At 41.5% G+C, this 15,112-nt stretch carries 9 protein-coding genes; 2 read left to right on the top strand and 7 right to left on the bottom strand.

The window, feature by feature from the left end:
- Positions 1-117 precede the first annotated feature (117 nt).
- The 4 genes from HDC33_RS02645 to HDC33_RS02630 form a co-directional block, all read right to left on the bottom strand.
- Positions 118-1,026, bottom strand: a complete 909-nt coding sequence (locus tag HDC33_RS02645) for a ketopantoate reductase family protein (protein WP_179390974.1) — start codon at positions 1,024-1,026, stop codon at positions 118-120.
- Positions 1,023-2,702, bottom strand: a complete 1,680-nt coding sequence (locus HDC33_RS02640) for a sigma-54 interaction domain-containing protein (RefSeq protein ID WP_179392596.1) — start codon at positions 2,700-2,702, stop codon at positions 1,023-1,025. Before HDC33_RS02640 ends, HDC33_RS02645 begins: the two co-directional genes overlap by 4 nt.
- Before the next feature lie 82 nt (positions 2,703-2,784).
- The gene (locus tag HDC33_RS02635) at positions 2,785-4,179 is read right to left on the bottom strand and encodes an MFS transporter (RefSeq protein ID WP_179390973.1); all 1,395 of its coding nucleotides are present in this window, start codon (positions 4,177-4,179) and stop codon (positions 2,785-2,787) included.
- Between the two features lie 431 nt (positions 4,180-4,610).
- On the bottom strand, positions 4,611-5,576 hold the full coding sequence (locus tag HDC33_RS02630) for an NAD-dependent epimerase/dehydratase family protein (protein ID WP_179390972.1): 966 nt from the start codon (positions 5,574-5,576) through the stop codon (positions 4,611-4,613).
- A gap of 225 nt (positions 5,577-5,801) precedes the next feature.
- Between HDC33_RS02630 and HDC33_RS02625 the strand changes: the two genes are divergently transcribed.
- Positions 5,802-6,830, top strand: coding sequence for an NADP-dependent oxidoreductase (locus HDC33_RS02625; RefSeq protein WP_179390971.1), 1,029 nt, complete (start codon positions 5,802-5,804; stop codon positions 6,828-6,830).
- A gap of 378 nt (positions 6,831-7,208) precedes the next feature.
- Here HDC33_RS02625 and HDC33_RS02620 read toward each other — a convergent pair whose 3' ends face one another.
- Together HDC33_RS02620 and HDC33_RS02615 are read right to left on the bottom strand one after the other, a co-directional pair.
- Positions 7,209-7,850: a hypothetical protein gene (locus tag HDC33_RS02620; RefSeq protein ID WP_179390970.1), complete on the bottom strand. Its 642-nt coding sequence runs from the start codon at positions 7,848-7,850 to the stop codon at positions 7,209-7,211.
- Between the two features lie 117 nt (positions 7,851-7,967).
- Positions 7,968-8,789 carry an alpha/beta fold hydrolase gene (locus tag HDC33_RS02615; protein WP_179390969.1) on the bottom strand — a complete coding sequence of 274 codons (822 nt, stop codon included), beginning with the start codon at positions 8,787-8,789 and terminating at the stop codon, positions 7,968-7,970.
- Positions 8,790-9,185: 396 nt separating this feature from the next.
- Between HDC33_RS02615 and HDC33_RS02610 the strand changes: the two genes are divergently transcribed.
- On the top strand, positions 9,186-10,244 hold the full coding sequence (locus HDC33_RS02610; RefSeq protein WP_179390968.1) for an acyltransferase family protein: 1,059 nt from the start codon (positions 9,186-9,188) through the stop codon (positions 10,242-10,244).
- A 154-nt stretch (positions 10,245-10,398) separates the two neighbouring features.
- On the opposite strand, the gene HDC33_RS02605 is transcribed toward HDC33_RS02610, so the two are convergent.
- Positions 10,399-14,922 (bottom strand): endonuclease, encoded by a 4,524-nt coding sequence (locus HDC33_RS02605; RefSeq protein ID WP_179390967.1) that lies wholly within the window; start codon positions 14,920-14,922, stop codon positions 10,399-10,401.
- Between the last annotated feature and the right edge of the window lie 190 nt (positions 14,923-15,112).

Below are 15,112 nucleotides of genomic sequence, written 5' to 3'. Positions count from 1 at the left end.
CAATTTTGAATCCAATACTAGTCGATTCCCCATGGATTAGCGATTCATTTTTGAATCAACGATCCACTTTTGAGTGATTGGCGGAGAAAAAGAAAAAAACCTGTAAAAATACAAGTTTTAAAGGGTGTTCTCTATACTTTTCAGCAGTAAATACACAGTTTTCAAGGTGTTCATCGGTGACTTGTGCTCATGAGCTTTTTTCAATACATAACCTATTAACTCGTCCGCTTCAGTCACTTTTCCCTTCCGAATATCCTGCAGCATCGATGTCGTGTGTTCTTTTGCAAATTCGGCATTTTGAAAGGCAATATGGATATCCTCTTCAGTTAATGGATAGCCACACAATCTAGCTACCTGAATTGTTTCCAAACCAATCATCCATGCTACTTCTTTTAGATGTGGATCTTCAAGTATTTGTCCGATTGACCTATCCGTCGCAGCTGATAACGGATTAAATAGTAAGCTAAACAAATACTTCTTCCATTTTCTCAACATTATTTGCCGAGAACAATCCGCTGGGATTTGAGCTTCGTTTAGAAGCGTTGAGAATGTTTTCGCGGCTTCTTTCCCCTTTTCACCAAGTGCACCGATAACAAGTTTATACCTTCCACTTTGTTTGATCATGCCCGGTGATTCAACTGAAGCCTGCACATATGCCGCCGCTGATAACACGCGTTCTTCACCAAGCACCTTGACCAACTCTTCTTCATTACTCACACCATTTTGAAGCGTCATGACATAGGCCGATTCGGGAATCACTTTTTTTAAACGTTCCGCAGTTTCCTTCGTGTCCCCTGATTTAACGCAGAACAAAATGAGTTCGCTGTCGTCAAGCGCTTCAATGTTGTCGGTGAATGTCCGATGGATGGTTACTTTTTCATCCCCTCGCATAATTACCAATCCATTTTTATTCATTTCAGCTAAGTGGTTCCCGCGGGCAATGTATTTCACTTCGTGTCCGGCTTCTGTTAAAAAACTGCCAAAAAAAGAACCGACTGCGCCGCTACCCATAATACCAATATTCATAGGTTACGATCTCTCCCTTTCAATCGAACATTGTATTTTTTCAGTTTCCGAACGATGGTCGGCTGGCTCGTGTCAAGCGCCTTTGCCAGGTCATATGTTGTCGTATACTTTTCGGCAGCCTGCTTCAAAAGATTTTCTTCAGCTGCTTCCACTGCTGTTTTCAATGTCATTGTTTCATTGACAACGATTGGTTGGGCATTGCTTTCCATCTTGTACTCAGCTGGCAGATGCTCGAGCTCAAGACGATCCACGCTGTTGAGCAGAACAATTTGTTCTAGCAAATTGGAAAGCTCTCTAATATTACCAGGCCAATTATGTCGATAGAAAAAAGAAATAAGTTCTGCATTCAATTCTTTTTTCATTCCATACTTTTCATTGATATCTTTTAAAAACAACTTAATTAATTCATGTATTTCCTCTTTTCGTTCCCGTAAAGGCGGGATAACAATTGGAACGACGTTTAAACGGTAATATAAATCTTCACGGAACTTCCCTTCTTGAACCATCTCTTTTAAATTCCGATTAGTCGCTGCTAGCAACCGAACATCAACTTTTTTTGTTGATGTTCCACCAACCCGTTGTATTTCCCTTTCTTGAATGACCCTTAGTAGTTTCACTTGCAGGTCTAACGGCATTTCACCAATTTCATCCAAAAATAAAAATCCTTTATCCGCCAGTTCAAACATGCCAGGCTTCCCATTTTTACTTGCACCAGTAAAAGCACCGCCAGCGTAACCGAATAACTCTGACTCAAGCAAGTGCGAAGGAATTGCACCACAGTTCACTTTAATGAATTTGCCGCTTCTTCTCCGCTCGCTTTCATTATAAATATATTTGGCTAACACATCTTTACCAACACCTGTTTCCCCTAGAATCAGAACTGTAGCGGAGACATTTGCAATACGCTTGGCTGTATCATAGATAATCCGCATCTGCTCGTTTTCCACAACAGTCTTCCCATCTATGAAGGACTCGCTTCTCTTTAGTCTTTCAATCTCTTTTTGGTAGCTTTCATTTAATTCATTGGCTTTCCGAAGGGCGATTTGCAAGCCATTCAGATCAGATAAGTCGCGTACATTCGTGACAACACTTTCCACTTCCCCTTGTTCATTAAACACCGGATTGCCAGTAAGAAGTGTTTCCTTACCTGAATAATTGAGTTGCACAAGAGATACACTTCTCTTTTTCTCCATGACTTTATGCGTAACAGAATCCTCAAGAATCCCCCGCTTAATTAAATCGTCTACTTTCTTATTCAAATAATATTCTTTCGGTATACCCGTAATTCTTTCAATTGCTGAATTCGTTCGCAATGTGACTCCATCTTTATTCGTAATATAAATACCATCGTAAGAATTCTCAATGACGGCGTCAAGATGACGGTTTATACGTTGCAACTCTTGTAGTTCGCTCGACTTGTTTTCAAGTTCTTGAGATGTAATTCCAACATAGATAATTCCATAGTCAGTAAATTGTTCTTTTAAAAATATATATCCTTTATTGTTCAATCTTGCCTGAATTAATTTTCCTCCCTGTTTCGCATGCCAAACGTCAAAAATTTCACTCACAGGTTTATTCAGCACTTCTGTTTTCAGATCGGCCGAAAGGTGCACATTCATACTAAGCACTTCATTATTTAAAGATGTCTCAAGATACAGAAAAGGTATATTATCCATCTGAATCAAAACAAGCACTCCTTTGTAATAATGTTACCTCTGTTTTCCTAATAATGCAAAATCTTGATTTTCGCTGTGCTCTTTATCCATGAATCGATTTTTCTGGTTTTAGCCGTCTTTTAAATAACTTAAAATGGTAACCATAAATAATAACGGCGACCAATGCAATAAATGACAAAGTGATAAAAACGAATACATACTGATAGTGTCCTGGTAGCCTATCATCAAAATAGGTTACTAATTTCCCTGATATAGTAACGCCAATACCCCCGCCCATATATTGAATCAATTGAAGTGTGCCAATTCCAGTGGACAACTGATCTCTTGGCAATATTTTCGTTAAAATATTAGGAAAGCTTGTCGTAATACAAACAAAGCCGCTACTAGAGATACTAAAGATTATCATGATAAATAAAATAGAATAATTTCCCAATGCACTTGCAACCACCCCTGCAATAAGCATAAGAAACGTTCCGATAAAAGCCACCCATTCAGCACCAATCCTATCGACTGCTCTTCCCGCTAGTATGGAAATCACGACGGCCGTAAGTGCGCCGGGAAATAAAGTAAGACCTATTATGGCAGAACTCTTTATATGAAAAGAACTAACGAGCGTTAATGGCAATAAAAATAAAATAGAAAAATTACAGAAAAAAGTGATAAATCCTACGCTAGTAATAAATAAAAAAGATGTGTCTTTCATTAATGTAGGCTCTAAAAACGGTGCTTTATGACGGTTAATATGCCTTAAAAAAATGAATACGATTACGATTAATAAAGGACTCAATAACCATGAATAAGTGATTGTCCCTAAAAACAGGACAATTCCTGCGAAGAAAAGAAATATACCGATGTTGTCAAACACCTCTTTTTTTCTTTTTTCGAGTGGCAGTAATAGAAAGTAAAATGGTAATCCAATTAGCGATAATAAAGAAACACTAAACAAATATTTCCATCCCAAAAATTGAGTCAATATACCACCTACAAGTGGGCCAATTCCAAAGCCAAGTGTAACAGCGGCTGCAACAAGCCCAAGTCTTTTTCCTCGTCGTTTGAAAGGGATATATCTTGTAGTCACAATAATACTTAGTGCAGAGATAGAAGAAGCACCTAATGCTTGTAAGATACGCGCTAGTATAAGTCCCAAATAGGAGTTTGCTGTCATTCCAATAATAGAACCTGTACAAAGTAATAAAATGCCGATAGACAATAACCATTTAATTGGAATTGATTCAGAAAGTTTACTGTATAAAATAGCGCTCAATGCAAAAATAATAGAATAACTACTTACAATCATCGAAGCGGATTGGGCATTCACCTTAAAAAAGTCAATAATATCGGGAATAGCGACATTAAACATTGAAGTGTTCATAACAGTAATTAACGTGTTTAAAAATACTGCGGAATATAATAGTAGTTCATATCTAAGTAAATCATCTGGTTCAATAAAAGTATTCTGCAGTTTTACAGGATTCATTTTGGGCTTCTCCCCCCTTATATTTATTTCCCCGCTTATATTTATGTAATGCAAATATCGTGCCAGTTTTTCAAAATTTAGTGACCTAAACTTTATTGGGAAGTCTATTACGCACAAATTGTAAAAAACAAATGTAAGAATCCATGGTGCTGCACTACAATTATGAACATTCAAGTAGTCGTAAAAAAACAATACTATGACATAGGACCGCGAACTAAAAAAACCTTCTGTATCAAATTTAGTCTTTTAACTAAATCGATTTAACAGAAGGTGTTTTCTCAGCACAATTATCATTGTGTAGTTCACATTACCCCAATCGACGGGTAGTCAATAGTTTATTAAAAACTCCTATACCCGTTCTTTGTCATGTGATATCAGTCCCAACGTCAACGCTCTTTTCTCCTATTATCATTTCAATCAACAAAACTCCCCTATCCCATCAACAATCTCTTCGATTCCTTCTCCCACCGCCACGTATCTTCACACATTTCCCGCAGCCCGCGTTCCGCTTTCCAGTCCAATTCGTTTTCTGCCTCCGATGAATCTATACAATTCATCGCAAAGTCTTCCAGATACTTGTCCACAATTTGATAGGGGATTTTCACTTCGTTCACTTCCTCGAACATGTGGATAACTTCCAGCGCGGAATAGCCCTTTCCCGTCCCCACGTTCAATGTTCGACTTCCTGCATTCCGGATTAAATATTTCAGTGCCTTGTCATGCGCGTTCGCAAGGTCCGTCACATGAATAAAACCCATCAAACTAGGTTCACCCGGTACATCCACAACCACTTCCCCACCGTTTGCAGCCATGGCAATGGAGGACAGCAGATTAGTAGGGATTCCGCCCGGTTCATCGCCAATCATCCCGGAAGAATGCGCGCCGACAGGGGTGGTATATTTCAGAACCGAAACCCGCCATTTCGGATCCAAATGGGATAGATCATATAGCATCTCCTCAACGATTGAATTGGTATGGTCATATGGATTCCAACCGAAACTTGTTGTATCTTTACGGGCCGGTATAGATGAACTATATATAATTCTTTTCACATCCGCTTTCTTCATTTCTTCCAAAAGATTCGCCGTGGAATTTATCATATCCTCATGACGCACGAGTGGATTTTCCATCGACTCATCGACCGCTCTCGACTCGTTCAGATGAATGACTGCGTCGAATCGATTTTGTTTAAATACATCCGCCAACTGTTCTCTATCCAAAAGATTGATATTCCTGCATCGAATTGGGTATTCGGAGATTTTCTGCATCCGCCCGAACGTTTCACGACTACCTAATGCCAAATTATCCACTATAACGCATTCATATCCTTTATTGGAAAGCTCCACGACCGTGTGGCTTCCGATGAAACCCAGTCCGCCTGTTACGAGTATTTTCAATTCCCTCACCCTTTACCAAATCTTACAGGAGAAATATTCCGTCTTTTCCATTATATCAGTAACTTATTTTGTTGTATTCTCTTTTGATGCAACTACCAGTAAGGATCCAGAAATCAATAATCAGTCGAAATTGAACACCCGGTCCTGATTCTTTGACCCACGATCTTCGCACGTGTATGCTTTTTGCTCTGCCATCTTATTGGCAACCATAAGGGAGGACTTTCAATGACACTAGTAAAACTACAGGAAATTCACCTTGCCAACCGTCCAAAAGGAATGCCGTCGAAAGAGGATTTTAATTTTGTGGAGAGTTCGATTCCCTCTCCAAACGAAAATGAGATTTTGGTGCGGACACTTTATTTATCCGTCGACCCATACATGCGTGGAAGAATGCAAGATTCCAAGTCCTATATTGCTCCATTTGAATTAAATAAGGTCATCGTTGGAGGTGTCGTGGCTGAAGTGGTCGAGTCCCGATCTGACGCCTTCAAACAAGGAGATGTAGTCGTAGGGAATCTCAGTTGGGCTGAATATACCGTAGCGACTGAAAAAGAAATCCGAAAAGTCGATCCGGCCCTTGCTCCTGTCACAACTCACTTGGGAATTCTAGGTATGCCAGGCTTAACAGCTTATTTCGGATTGCTTGATATCGGAAAACCCAAAGAGGGTGAAACGGTCGTCGTTTCGGGGGCTGCCGGGGCTGTTGGTTCAGTAGTTGGGCAAATCGCAAAAATTAAAGGCGCCAAGGTAGTTGGTATCGCCGGTTCTGACGCAAAAATCGATTACTTACTAAATGAGCTCGGCTTCGATGCAGCTGTTAATTATAAGAAGGAAAGCTTCTGGGACGATCTCAGTAATGCCGTACCTAACGGGGTAGACATCTATTTCGATAATGTAGGGGGCGATGTTTCAGATGCCGTTTTCACACTGTTAAATCGACATGCACGAATTGCATTATGCGGAGCTATTTCTTCTTATAATTCAGATGGAAAAGATACAGGCCCTCGGATCCAATCCGCCATGATTAAGACAAGTACGCTTATGAAAGGCTTCACAATTGGCGATTATGCAGCCGATTTCAGTGTCGGTGCCACTGACTTAGGGAAATGGCTACAGCAAGGTAAACTGAAATACGAGGAAACAATTGTAGAAGGTTTTGAAAATACACCGGAAGCATTTCTCGGTTTATTCAAAGGTACGAATCTGGGTAAACAGCTTGTGAAAGTTGCGGACCCTGAATATGCGAAGCTTTAATCATTTAAACGATGACACCCGGCCAGGTACACACATGGCTGGGTGTCTTTGACTTTATATAAAATTGAGTAGTTTTTCTGAATAGTGTCTGATTTGTAGTGGTGACTGTCACCCAGCCTCGGATAGTAGCATGTATATTCTTCTTCAATCATGCATATACTACTAATCACAGAGAAGCGGCACATCTTTGTCCCGCGCAGGGGCACCTTCGGCGGAAGGTGAAAAATAATACTACGCCTCATCCGACTGGGGATTTCCCGGTAGTGCCGCATAATACATAGCAGTAAAGACAAAAAGACCAGCCACTGTCCAATTGTGGCTGGTCTTATTTTGAGTTGTTTAGTTTTCTGAATTGCTCATGAATTGTAGTGGTGACTGTCACCCAATAAACGTAATCACAATTTCTCCATCGATATTTACAACCTCGATCAGTTCCTCATTGAATAGGTAAGGTGTGTCATTCTTGTCCTGCGGTTTTACCTTTTCATAACTATTCTCTGCAACTAGGATTTGAAACGTTACGGGAATATACCGCCCCTTATTAAGAGCTTTCATATTTCCCATCAAAAATATTTCTTTGCTGGAAACTGCAAAACTCAGATGCCCCACTTCTCTTTTCAAATTACCTGATACTAATTTAACGCCCTGCAATAAAGAAATGATGCATAATATGAAATCATTTATAACCGCCGGAGGCAATTTCTCGTAGCCGTGTTTTAAAAACAACGTATTAAAGCCGTTTCGTATCTCCTTGAACGAGAACAGATCCTCAATCTTCTTTCCATTCGATTCTTTGCCCAGATTATTGATGATTCGCTTACACTCTTCAAGGTATTCATTCACATACCCCGTACTATCTTCCCGGTTTGCAATGAAATTTCCAAGCTCTTGAATACTTTTTATCCCCTCAGCCTCATCTTTCACTAACATCAAGAAACTGTAAAGGTCTTTCTCATCAAAACTTCTTTCGGCAAACTTCTTATAATAGTAGGCAAATAACTGTTGTTCTTTTATGTCCATTTTTCTTCCTCCATTGCTTAAAGCTTTTTGCTAGTATCTTGCTACAATCATAACACGCGAAGGAACACATTGAAAAAACCAGCCATTCAAGATCGTTGGCTGGTTTTCATTTTCATTCTATGCAGTATTGGCACACTTCTTGGTTAACAAAGTAGTTGAAAGCAATTCCTGTTCTTTGAAAAATTGTATCGCAATCCGATTGAACTCGCCATGTTTTTCTATGTTACAAACGTGTCCACAATGCTCAATGATATGCAGGGAAGACGATTTATCATGTATAGTGTCTTCCTTGACAGGTCCAAGAAACATATAATCCTGGTCTCCCATAATGTAAAGCTTAGGGATTGCATGTTTTTCACTATCAATTTGCGGATAAATCCCGCAAACCTTCGCAGCGAATTTGTACCATTTAATAAAACCTTTTTGACTCAGCTTCTTTGCCTCTTTAATGAAGACATCTCTCGACTTCTTATGGTGTGCTTTCGGCATAAGGATATGTGCAAATGTTTTATAAAGCCACATATACGGGACTATGTTTTTAACAAGATTCCCTGTATTCAATATCGCTTTAGCGACAGGCGTTAATCGAATGATCGCCCCGCCTAAAATCATGCTTTTGATTCTACTAGGCGCGTATATATGCAACGCATGTATAATGACAGAGCCTAAACTAATGCCGGCGAAATGAGCTTTTTCAATTGCTAAGAAATCCATCACCTTCACAACGTCTTTGGATAATACTTCCGGTGTGTACTCAGGTAAACTAGGTTCGTAATCCACAGACCCTCCATGATCTCTCAAGTCGATGAAAAGCAGATTGAAATGCTTTTTAAATTCACGTATTTGTTTATACCAGATATTTGAGTTGCCGCCCAGCCCATGAAGGAATACGATCCAATCATGCTTCGGACTTAAAATGTGCGTCTCATGATGCAACAAATGAAATTCACCCTCTTCCCCTTGGACTAATCTATATAGAAAACAAGCAATTCGCGAAGTTTGTCGACTTTTGCTATGAACTGAATACTATTGTAATTCATTTTCTAGTGAATGTCGTGTTCTAGCCAAAAGAATAATATGGAATTGTTGCGTACTTCTTTATTCCGTCACAATATGGGACCCTATGGAAGTTTTCTGAATTGTTCCAGAGTTGTAGTGGTGACTGTCACCCCACTGTCAATCCCACCGGCACCCCACTGTACTCAGCCCCTGCAACAATACCCGCAAATACTTCCAGCTTTCTTTCATTCTCGTGTCAATACTGTTACATCGCTATAAAAACCTGGGATAGGGGTATACACTTGAAAAAGGTCATTTTTCTGGAGGAGTAGAGTTATGAATAAGAAACGTTTATCCTGGGTGGATGTCACGAAGGGATTTTTAATGATTCTTGTCGTGATTGGTCATTATCCGGGACAACTTGATTTCCCTCTTTCGAAGTATATCTATTGGTTTCATATGCCGGCATTTTTCATTTTGAGTGGTTTGTTTTTTAAGCCCGTAGTGGAAAAAGGCCTGCTAAAACTTTCGATACACAAACGTTTTATGCAACTGATTGTCCCCTATTTGTTTTTCCTGGTAAGTATTACGTTGATTCGTTATGGGATAGAAATAGGGTCGGGCAATACGGATTTATCGTGGTATATAAATGATTTATCGACAATTGCCGTTGGCGGTCGTTTCGTACGAGGTGCTTATGGCGTCTTCTGGTTTGTTACGACATTATTCTTTACGTATTTGTTTTTCTTATGGCTGACAAAGTACTTCAGCCGCACGAAACAGTTCATTATTCTGGCTATCTTTTATATAATCGCCCACTTTGAAAGCATCATTGCGATGCATGTGATTGGCGGAAAACCATCTGAAGCCTCGCAAGCGATTCCAATGATTTGGAATATCGACGTTGCACTTATGGCGGTCGTCTATTTCGCGCTCGGCTATTACATGAAGGATATTTGGACGAACGTCACGAAACGCTGGATGATCGCGGGGGTTGTTGTCAGTGTAACTGCAGTCTTGCTTGATAGCTTAAGTCTAATTGATTATCGGTTAAGCATGAAATTTTTGCGTTATGATCATTTCCTATTAGATTTGGTCATCCCACTGTCATTCACACTCGTATTGGTGGGCGGATTCCAATTCATCACTTCCCGAATGTCGCTTAACTGGCTGCAACATGTCGAGAAACACTCACTTTCCATTATGTACTTGCATATTTTCACAGATATTTTGTTAAATGATTATTTCACATATGGCATTATTGGATTCACGGCATTTGGATTATTCATTCCAATCATTGTTTCCATCATCATTCAAAAAATGATGCCGCACGGGAAACTATTTCTTGGCGGTTTCTCACCGAAAAAAACTGCTACAACTCCAGCAATCAATTAAGAAAGCTGAACCCCTTGATATGGGGTTCAGCTTTTATATTGAATTAACTAGTAAATGGAACCGCGCTTAGTTTTCTGAATTGTTTCCAAGTTGTAGTGGTGACTGTCACCGCTTCAACTCCATTCAATTCCAACTCCCACCACTACAACCCTACTCAAGAAGCAATCCGAAATTCTTCTGAACTACTCTCTCCCCAAATCAGTTCCACCCATTCGGGATGATCGATGAATGGGTTTCGGTTGCCTTGCCATTCCTGAATGACTTCGTTTCGATTTTGTTCGAATGCATCGATTGGATCTAATTCGTGCCATTCCAATAAAACCGAAAGTTTCCCGTGGTAGGGGGCACTTCCATTGTTAAGTTTTTCATTTAACTCAAGATCTACACGGTCGCCTTGCTCATAGCGGGTAGCCATGTAAAATAGCATGCGTGCTACGTCACCTTTGACACGATCTGGCGGCTCCCAGGAATTCGCTGTTTTAAAACATCCGCTACAGCCTTTGACAGCACTGCCTCCGTTATCAAAGTCCAGATTCCCCCGCAAACTATTCACTTGGACATCCGTGGTGCGCAGATGATGGATATCAGTCCCCGGTCCTTTGCTTGTCCCGAAGTTGCCGTGTGATTTCGCCCACACGTGCTCACGGTTCCAGTCTCCTACGTTCCCGCCATTGCGGTCTTTGGAGCGTGACTCCCCGGAATAAAACAAAATCACATTATCCGCATTAGCCGGATCTTTATCGGTCTCCTGCAGTGCTGACCAAACTTCAGCGTAGTCAAGTTGCTTTTGATTCGAAATGATTTCATGAAGGGCCTCTTTCAACGCCTGGCCTTCTTTTCCGATTGCTTCTTTATAATAACCGTCAGCTGGACTATCTACAGCTGTCACAGTCACACTGAAACTTGTCGTTACCGTTTTTTCTCCATCAGTCGCTGTGACGCCAACAATATGACTGCCTTTTTCAAGCGACAATGACAATATGCCCGTTGACGAATCCACAGAGCCTTTCGTTGATGAAAACGTCAGCTTGTCTCCATCGGGATCCGAGAAGTGCTCAGCCAGTACAACTGAGACACTTTCTCCTACTTTTACTGTCTTATTGGGAATTGTTTTTATGACGACGGGTGCTTTGTTCTCCACTACCGTAGGATCACCGATGCGTTTCCCTTTTGAATTGTAAAACTCGATTGCCTCTGGATTTGCACCATTGATGAAGGTGATTTCCTTGATATTTTCGGCACCTCTAATTTGCAGCTTATAGGGACCATCGACGATGACATCGCCCATGATAGTACCTTTCATATCGATGATTGCACCCTTCTTCTTCGGTTGGAGAATCACTTTATTCACCTTAAAGCCTTCTCCGCTAAATTCCGCGTAATCACCTTTGAAAAGTATACCTTCGTCCAGGAACGAGTTCGCGTCCATCTTCACTGCGACGCTCGGTTCTGCAATGTTCAACTTCTTTTTTTTGAAATGAACTAAGTCATACACCTTTTTCACTTCAATCGGTTCCCAAACGACCGGCTCCTCGAATCCGATTTGGACAAGTACAGGGTCATGATCGCTTGCACGACCGGCCATATCCGTAAAGTCCGCATTGATATGAAGAATATCGATTTCCGTTTGATCGACCAAATGATTGGAAACTAAAATATGATCGAGTACTTGCGAATTACCTTGATAGAGATACGTGTAGCGATCGGCCATTTCCACTTTGTTGATCATATTTGTCATGATGTCGCCTTCGTGAATCTGTAAGCTATCAGAGAACTGGAAGTCGTTAAAGTCGCCAAGAGAAACGACGTTCGCTTCCGGATTTTTCGTTTTAATGTCGCTAATAAAATCATGGACGATCGTCGCAATTTGTTTGCGTTGCACTTCACTGCCGTAAACTGGCGGCTGAATGGAGCCAAACAATGGTGTATCACCAGATTTTGAATTCCAATGGTTCGCAATCACAATGACGCTCTCATCTTGGAAGTCAAATTGTGCAGCAAGTGGTTTACGGCTGTTCGTGAATGCCGGGTTATTCGGTTCGATGCGTCCCGGATTGTGCGTTAACACTCCATTTTCGAAACCAACCGCGGTTGTCGCATCACCTTGAGGAAGCCCTTCCGTCAGCGAAACGCGTTCCGGATTGTATAAGAAACCTACACGGATATTCGCATTCGGTGCCCCGCCGTCTTGATTAATGACGGGATTGATATTTACATACTCATATTCCACACCGCCAGCTTTCACGATTTCGGCAATCAATCTTTCATAGCTTTCATTTGCCTGTGAATCACCCGCATCTTCACCGTTATTATCCTGAACTTCCGTTACTCCAATAATATCAGGGCTTTGCATATCTTCCGCAAACGCTCTTGCCAATTTACGCGCTTTGTCTGCTGATGAAGATTTCGTGTTATTCGAGAAATTTTCCAGATTATACGATGCGATCGCTAACTTGTCGTCCGCTTTGACAAGCGTTGTTTTCTCGGGTGTTGCATTGCCTTTTGAATGTGCCGCTTGCATTTCATCCAAAGAAACATAAATCTTATAGTTTTGGAAGGAATAACCGACCACCCCTGTAATTGGGCCTTCGAATTTATCGCCGGTCGCCACTTCGAAATTGCGCGCAGCACTATTCGGCTCTAGACGAAATTGAATACGATTCGCATTTTGGTTCTCTTTTTCTAGCAATAAACCGCCATGCAACGTATTTGTTGCTGCCTGTTCAACAACTGTAATCAGATCCCCGTGTTCTTGCGGAGATACAGCTTTGACATTTCCAACCTGGACACGCATGCCTTCCAAGCTCTCCCAGAAGTCGATGGCGTCGGTTTCAGGATTGAACACGGATAAACCATCGCCATCAATGAGTTCGGCCGGAACGTTGTTTTCATCAATGACAATCGGCGTAGGCAATGCCACGCCTCTTTCAAGGACCCGCACATTCCCGCCTTGGTCGTCACGGACATTGATTTGCGTAACTTTCATGTCTGTCTGCTGACGGTCCGCAAAACCATCAATGGCATATTCACTAACTTTCCCCGTAACAGCTATCAAATCCCCTACTTGAATCGGCCAAGCGTTCCGTCCACTGTACAAAATGATTCCTTCGGATGTATGTGCATTGTCATCCGCCAGAGCGTCGGGCGTTTGGATATGGTAGTATGTCGAACCGCTAAGCGTGAATGAATACGTAACAATCCCTTCAATACCTTCAACTGTCTGATTATCGAATGGAGATTTGTGGCTTTCCCCTTGGATATCATGAATTTGAAGGCTATCCGTAATTGTATAGTCGAATGTTCTAACGTCGCTCACTTGCCCGTCTTCCGTTTTCACGACTGCTTTAAGCGTCGTATTTTCTGAAATGTTGATTGGCGCTTCATATTTCACACCAAATTCAACTGGATTAGTTCCGTCCACCGTATAAAAAATGTCTGCCTGTGCTGAACTTGTTGACAGTGTAACCGCTGTCCTTCCAACGAATGTTCCGCTCGCCGGATTAGCTGTGACGGGTTGAACAATCGAGCTATCCACAACGATATCTGCCGCAAATCGCGGAATCATCTGATAATCGTTATCGAATTGCTGGACGATTCCTGTTATGGATTCGTAAGTTTTACCAACAGATAGTCCCAGTTCATTCGCTTCATCACGAACGATAAATTCCGCCGTACCATCCGTCGCCGTGTAGTTAGCCCAGCCTGCACCCGCCTCCACGTCAATCAATTCAACGGTTTCTGCCTTGACAAGCTGTGACTCATTTTCTTCGGCTACTTCAGCGCCTGTAATCGATTTGGCAGGCGAAGCACCCACATTTACAGTTTTCGCATCGATTGTCGCACCGTCCAATTGCAACAAACCGCGGTAGTCGGCCAATGTACCAGTTAACGTCACTTCATCGCCAATCGCTGCATTCAGATTGGCAAGACGTACGGCAATACCACCCGTTTCATCCTGGACGGAAATCGTATTTTTCAAAGTTGCGGTTACAATCCCTTTAATCGTAACTGTTTCTCCTACATTCATCGCACGTGCATCCGCGATTGTATGGATCGCTTTTGGATCTTCGGGGTCTACCGGTGGTGAACCTTCCATGTCATGGGATCCCAAATAATCGAACGTATCTTTCGGATGAACAATCCACTCTGCGTCCCGATTAAATGCATCATTCGGATTTGAATCGCCTGCTGTAACAGCACCTTTTCGAACCAATGTAACATCGGTGCCCCAGTTGTCCCTGACTCCGACTTGTCCAAAGCTATCAATCACTTCACCCGACTTCTTCAGAACGATCGCATCATCCCCATTAAAATTAATGACACTTGAGTTTTCCAACTGTCCCTTACTTTTAATAGCATCACTCGCGTCTTTGTGATAGTAAACATAAGTGTTTTCATTACTCAATGTCCCAGCTAAAGCTATTTTTGATGTCGTTTCTGTCGCCCCATTCGCATAGAGTTCCAACGTATAATCGCTTAAATCCACTGAAGAGCCTGTCCCATTGTATAATTCAAGCGCCTTGTTAAAGCTGCTCCCCTCCACATATTCAGAAATCAGCAAATCTGAAGCCGTAGTTTCCGACGCCGCTACGGCCGGCAATGTTGGGACCAGCATACTTGCTACTAATCCGAGTGACAAAAAGGTATTCAAAGGCTTTTTCCATTTCCATTTACTCATCGAATGAATTCCCCTTTCTGAATGGTAACTAGTTGATAATGTCTCCGTGTAAAACCGCTCCCTATCAAATGAATGATTGGAATAATTAGGCTTCACTTCATCTTATCACCGGCGACAGATAGAGACCTAGTGACCTTTTGTAATGTTTTGTAAACTCTCTGTAAAGCTTTCGGCATAGCTTTAAGTGAAT

Origin of the sequence: Sporosarcina sp. JAI121 (assembly GCF_013408665.1) — a bacterium.
Taxonomy (GTDB): Bacteria; Bacillota; Bacilli; order Bacillales_A; family Planococcaceae; genus Sporosarcina.
Note: the sequence above shows the minus strand (reverse complement) of the source record. Positions and strands in the feature narration are given on the sequence as shown.

Excerpts from the sequence above, each read along its gene's own strand:
- HDC33_RS02635 (WP_179390973.1), bottom strand. The coding sequence starts at position 4,179 with ATGAATCCTGTAAAACTGCAGAATACTTTTATTGAACCAGATGATTTA.
- HDC33_RS02605 (WP_179390967.1), bottom strand. The coding sequence starts at position 14,922 with ATGAGTAAATGGAAATGGAAAAAGCCTTTGAATACCTTTTTGTCACTC.
- HDC33_RS02625 (WP_179390971.1), top strand. The coding sequence starts at position 5,802 with ATGACACTAGTAAAACTACAGGAAATTCACCTTGCCAACCGTCCAAAA.
- HDC33_RS02620 (WP_179390970.1), bottom strand. The coding sequence starts at position 7,850 with ATGGACATAAAAGAACAACAGTTATTTGCCTACTATTATAAGAAGTTT.
- HDC33_RS02640 (WP_179392596.1), bottom strand. The coding sequence starts at position 2,702 with ATGGATAATATACCTTTTCTGTATCTTGAGACATCTTTAAATAATGAA.
- HDC33_RS02610 (WP_179390968.1), top strand. The coding sequence starts at position 9,186 with ATGAATAAGAAACGTTTATCCTGGGTGGATGTCACGAAGGGATTTTTA.
- HDC33_RS02645 (WP_179390974.1), bottom strand. The coding sequence starts at position 1,026 with ATGAATATTGGTATTATGGGTAGCGGCGCAGTCGGTTCTTTTTTTGGC.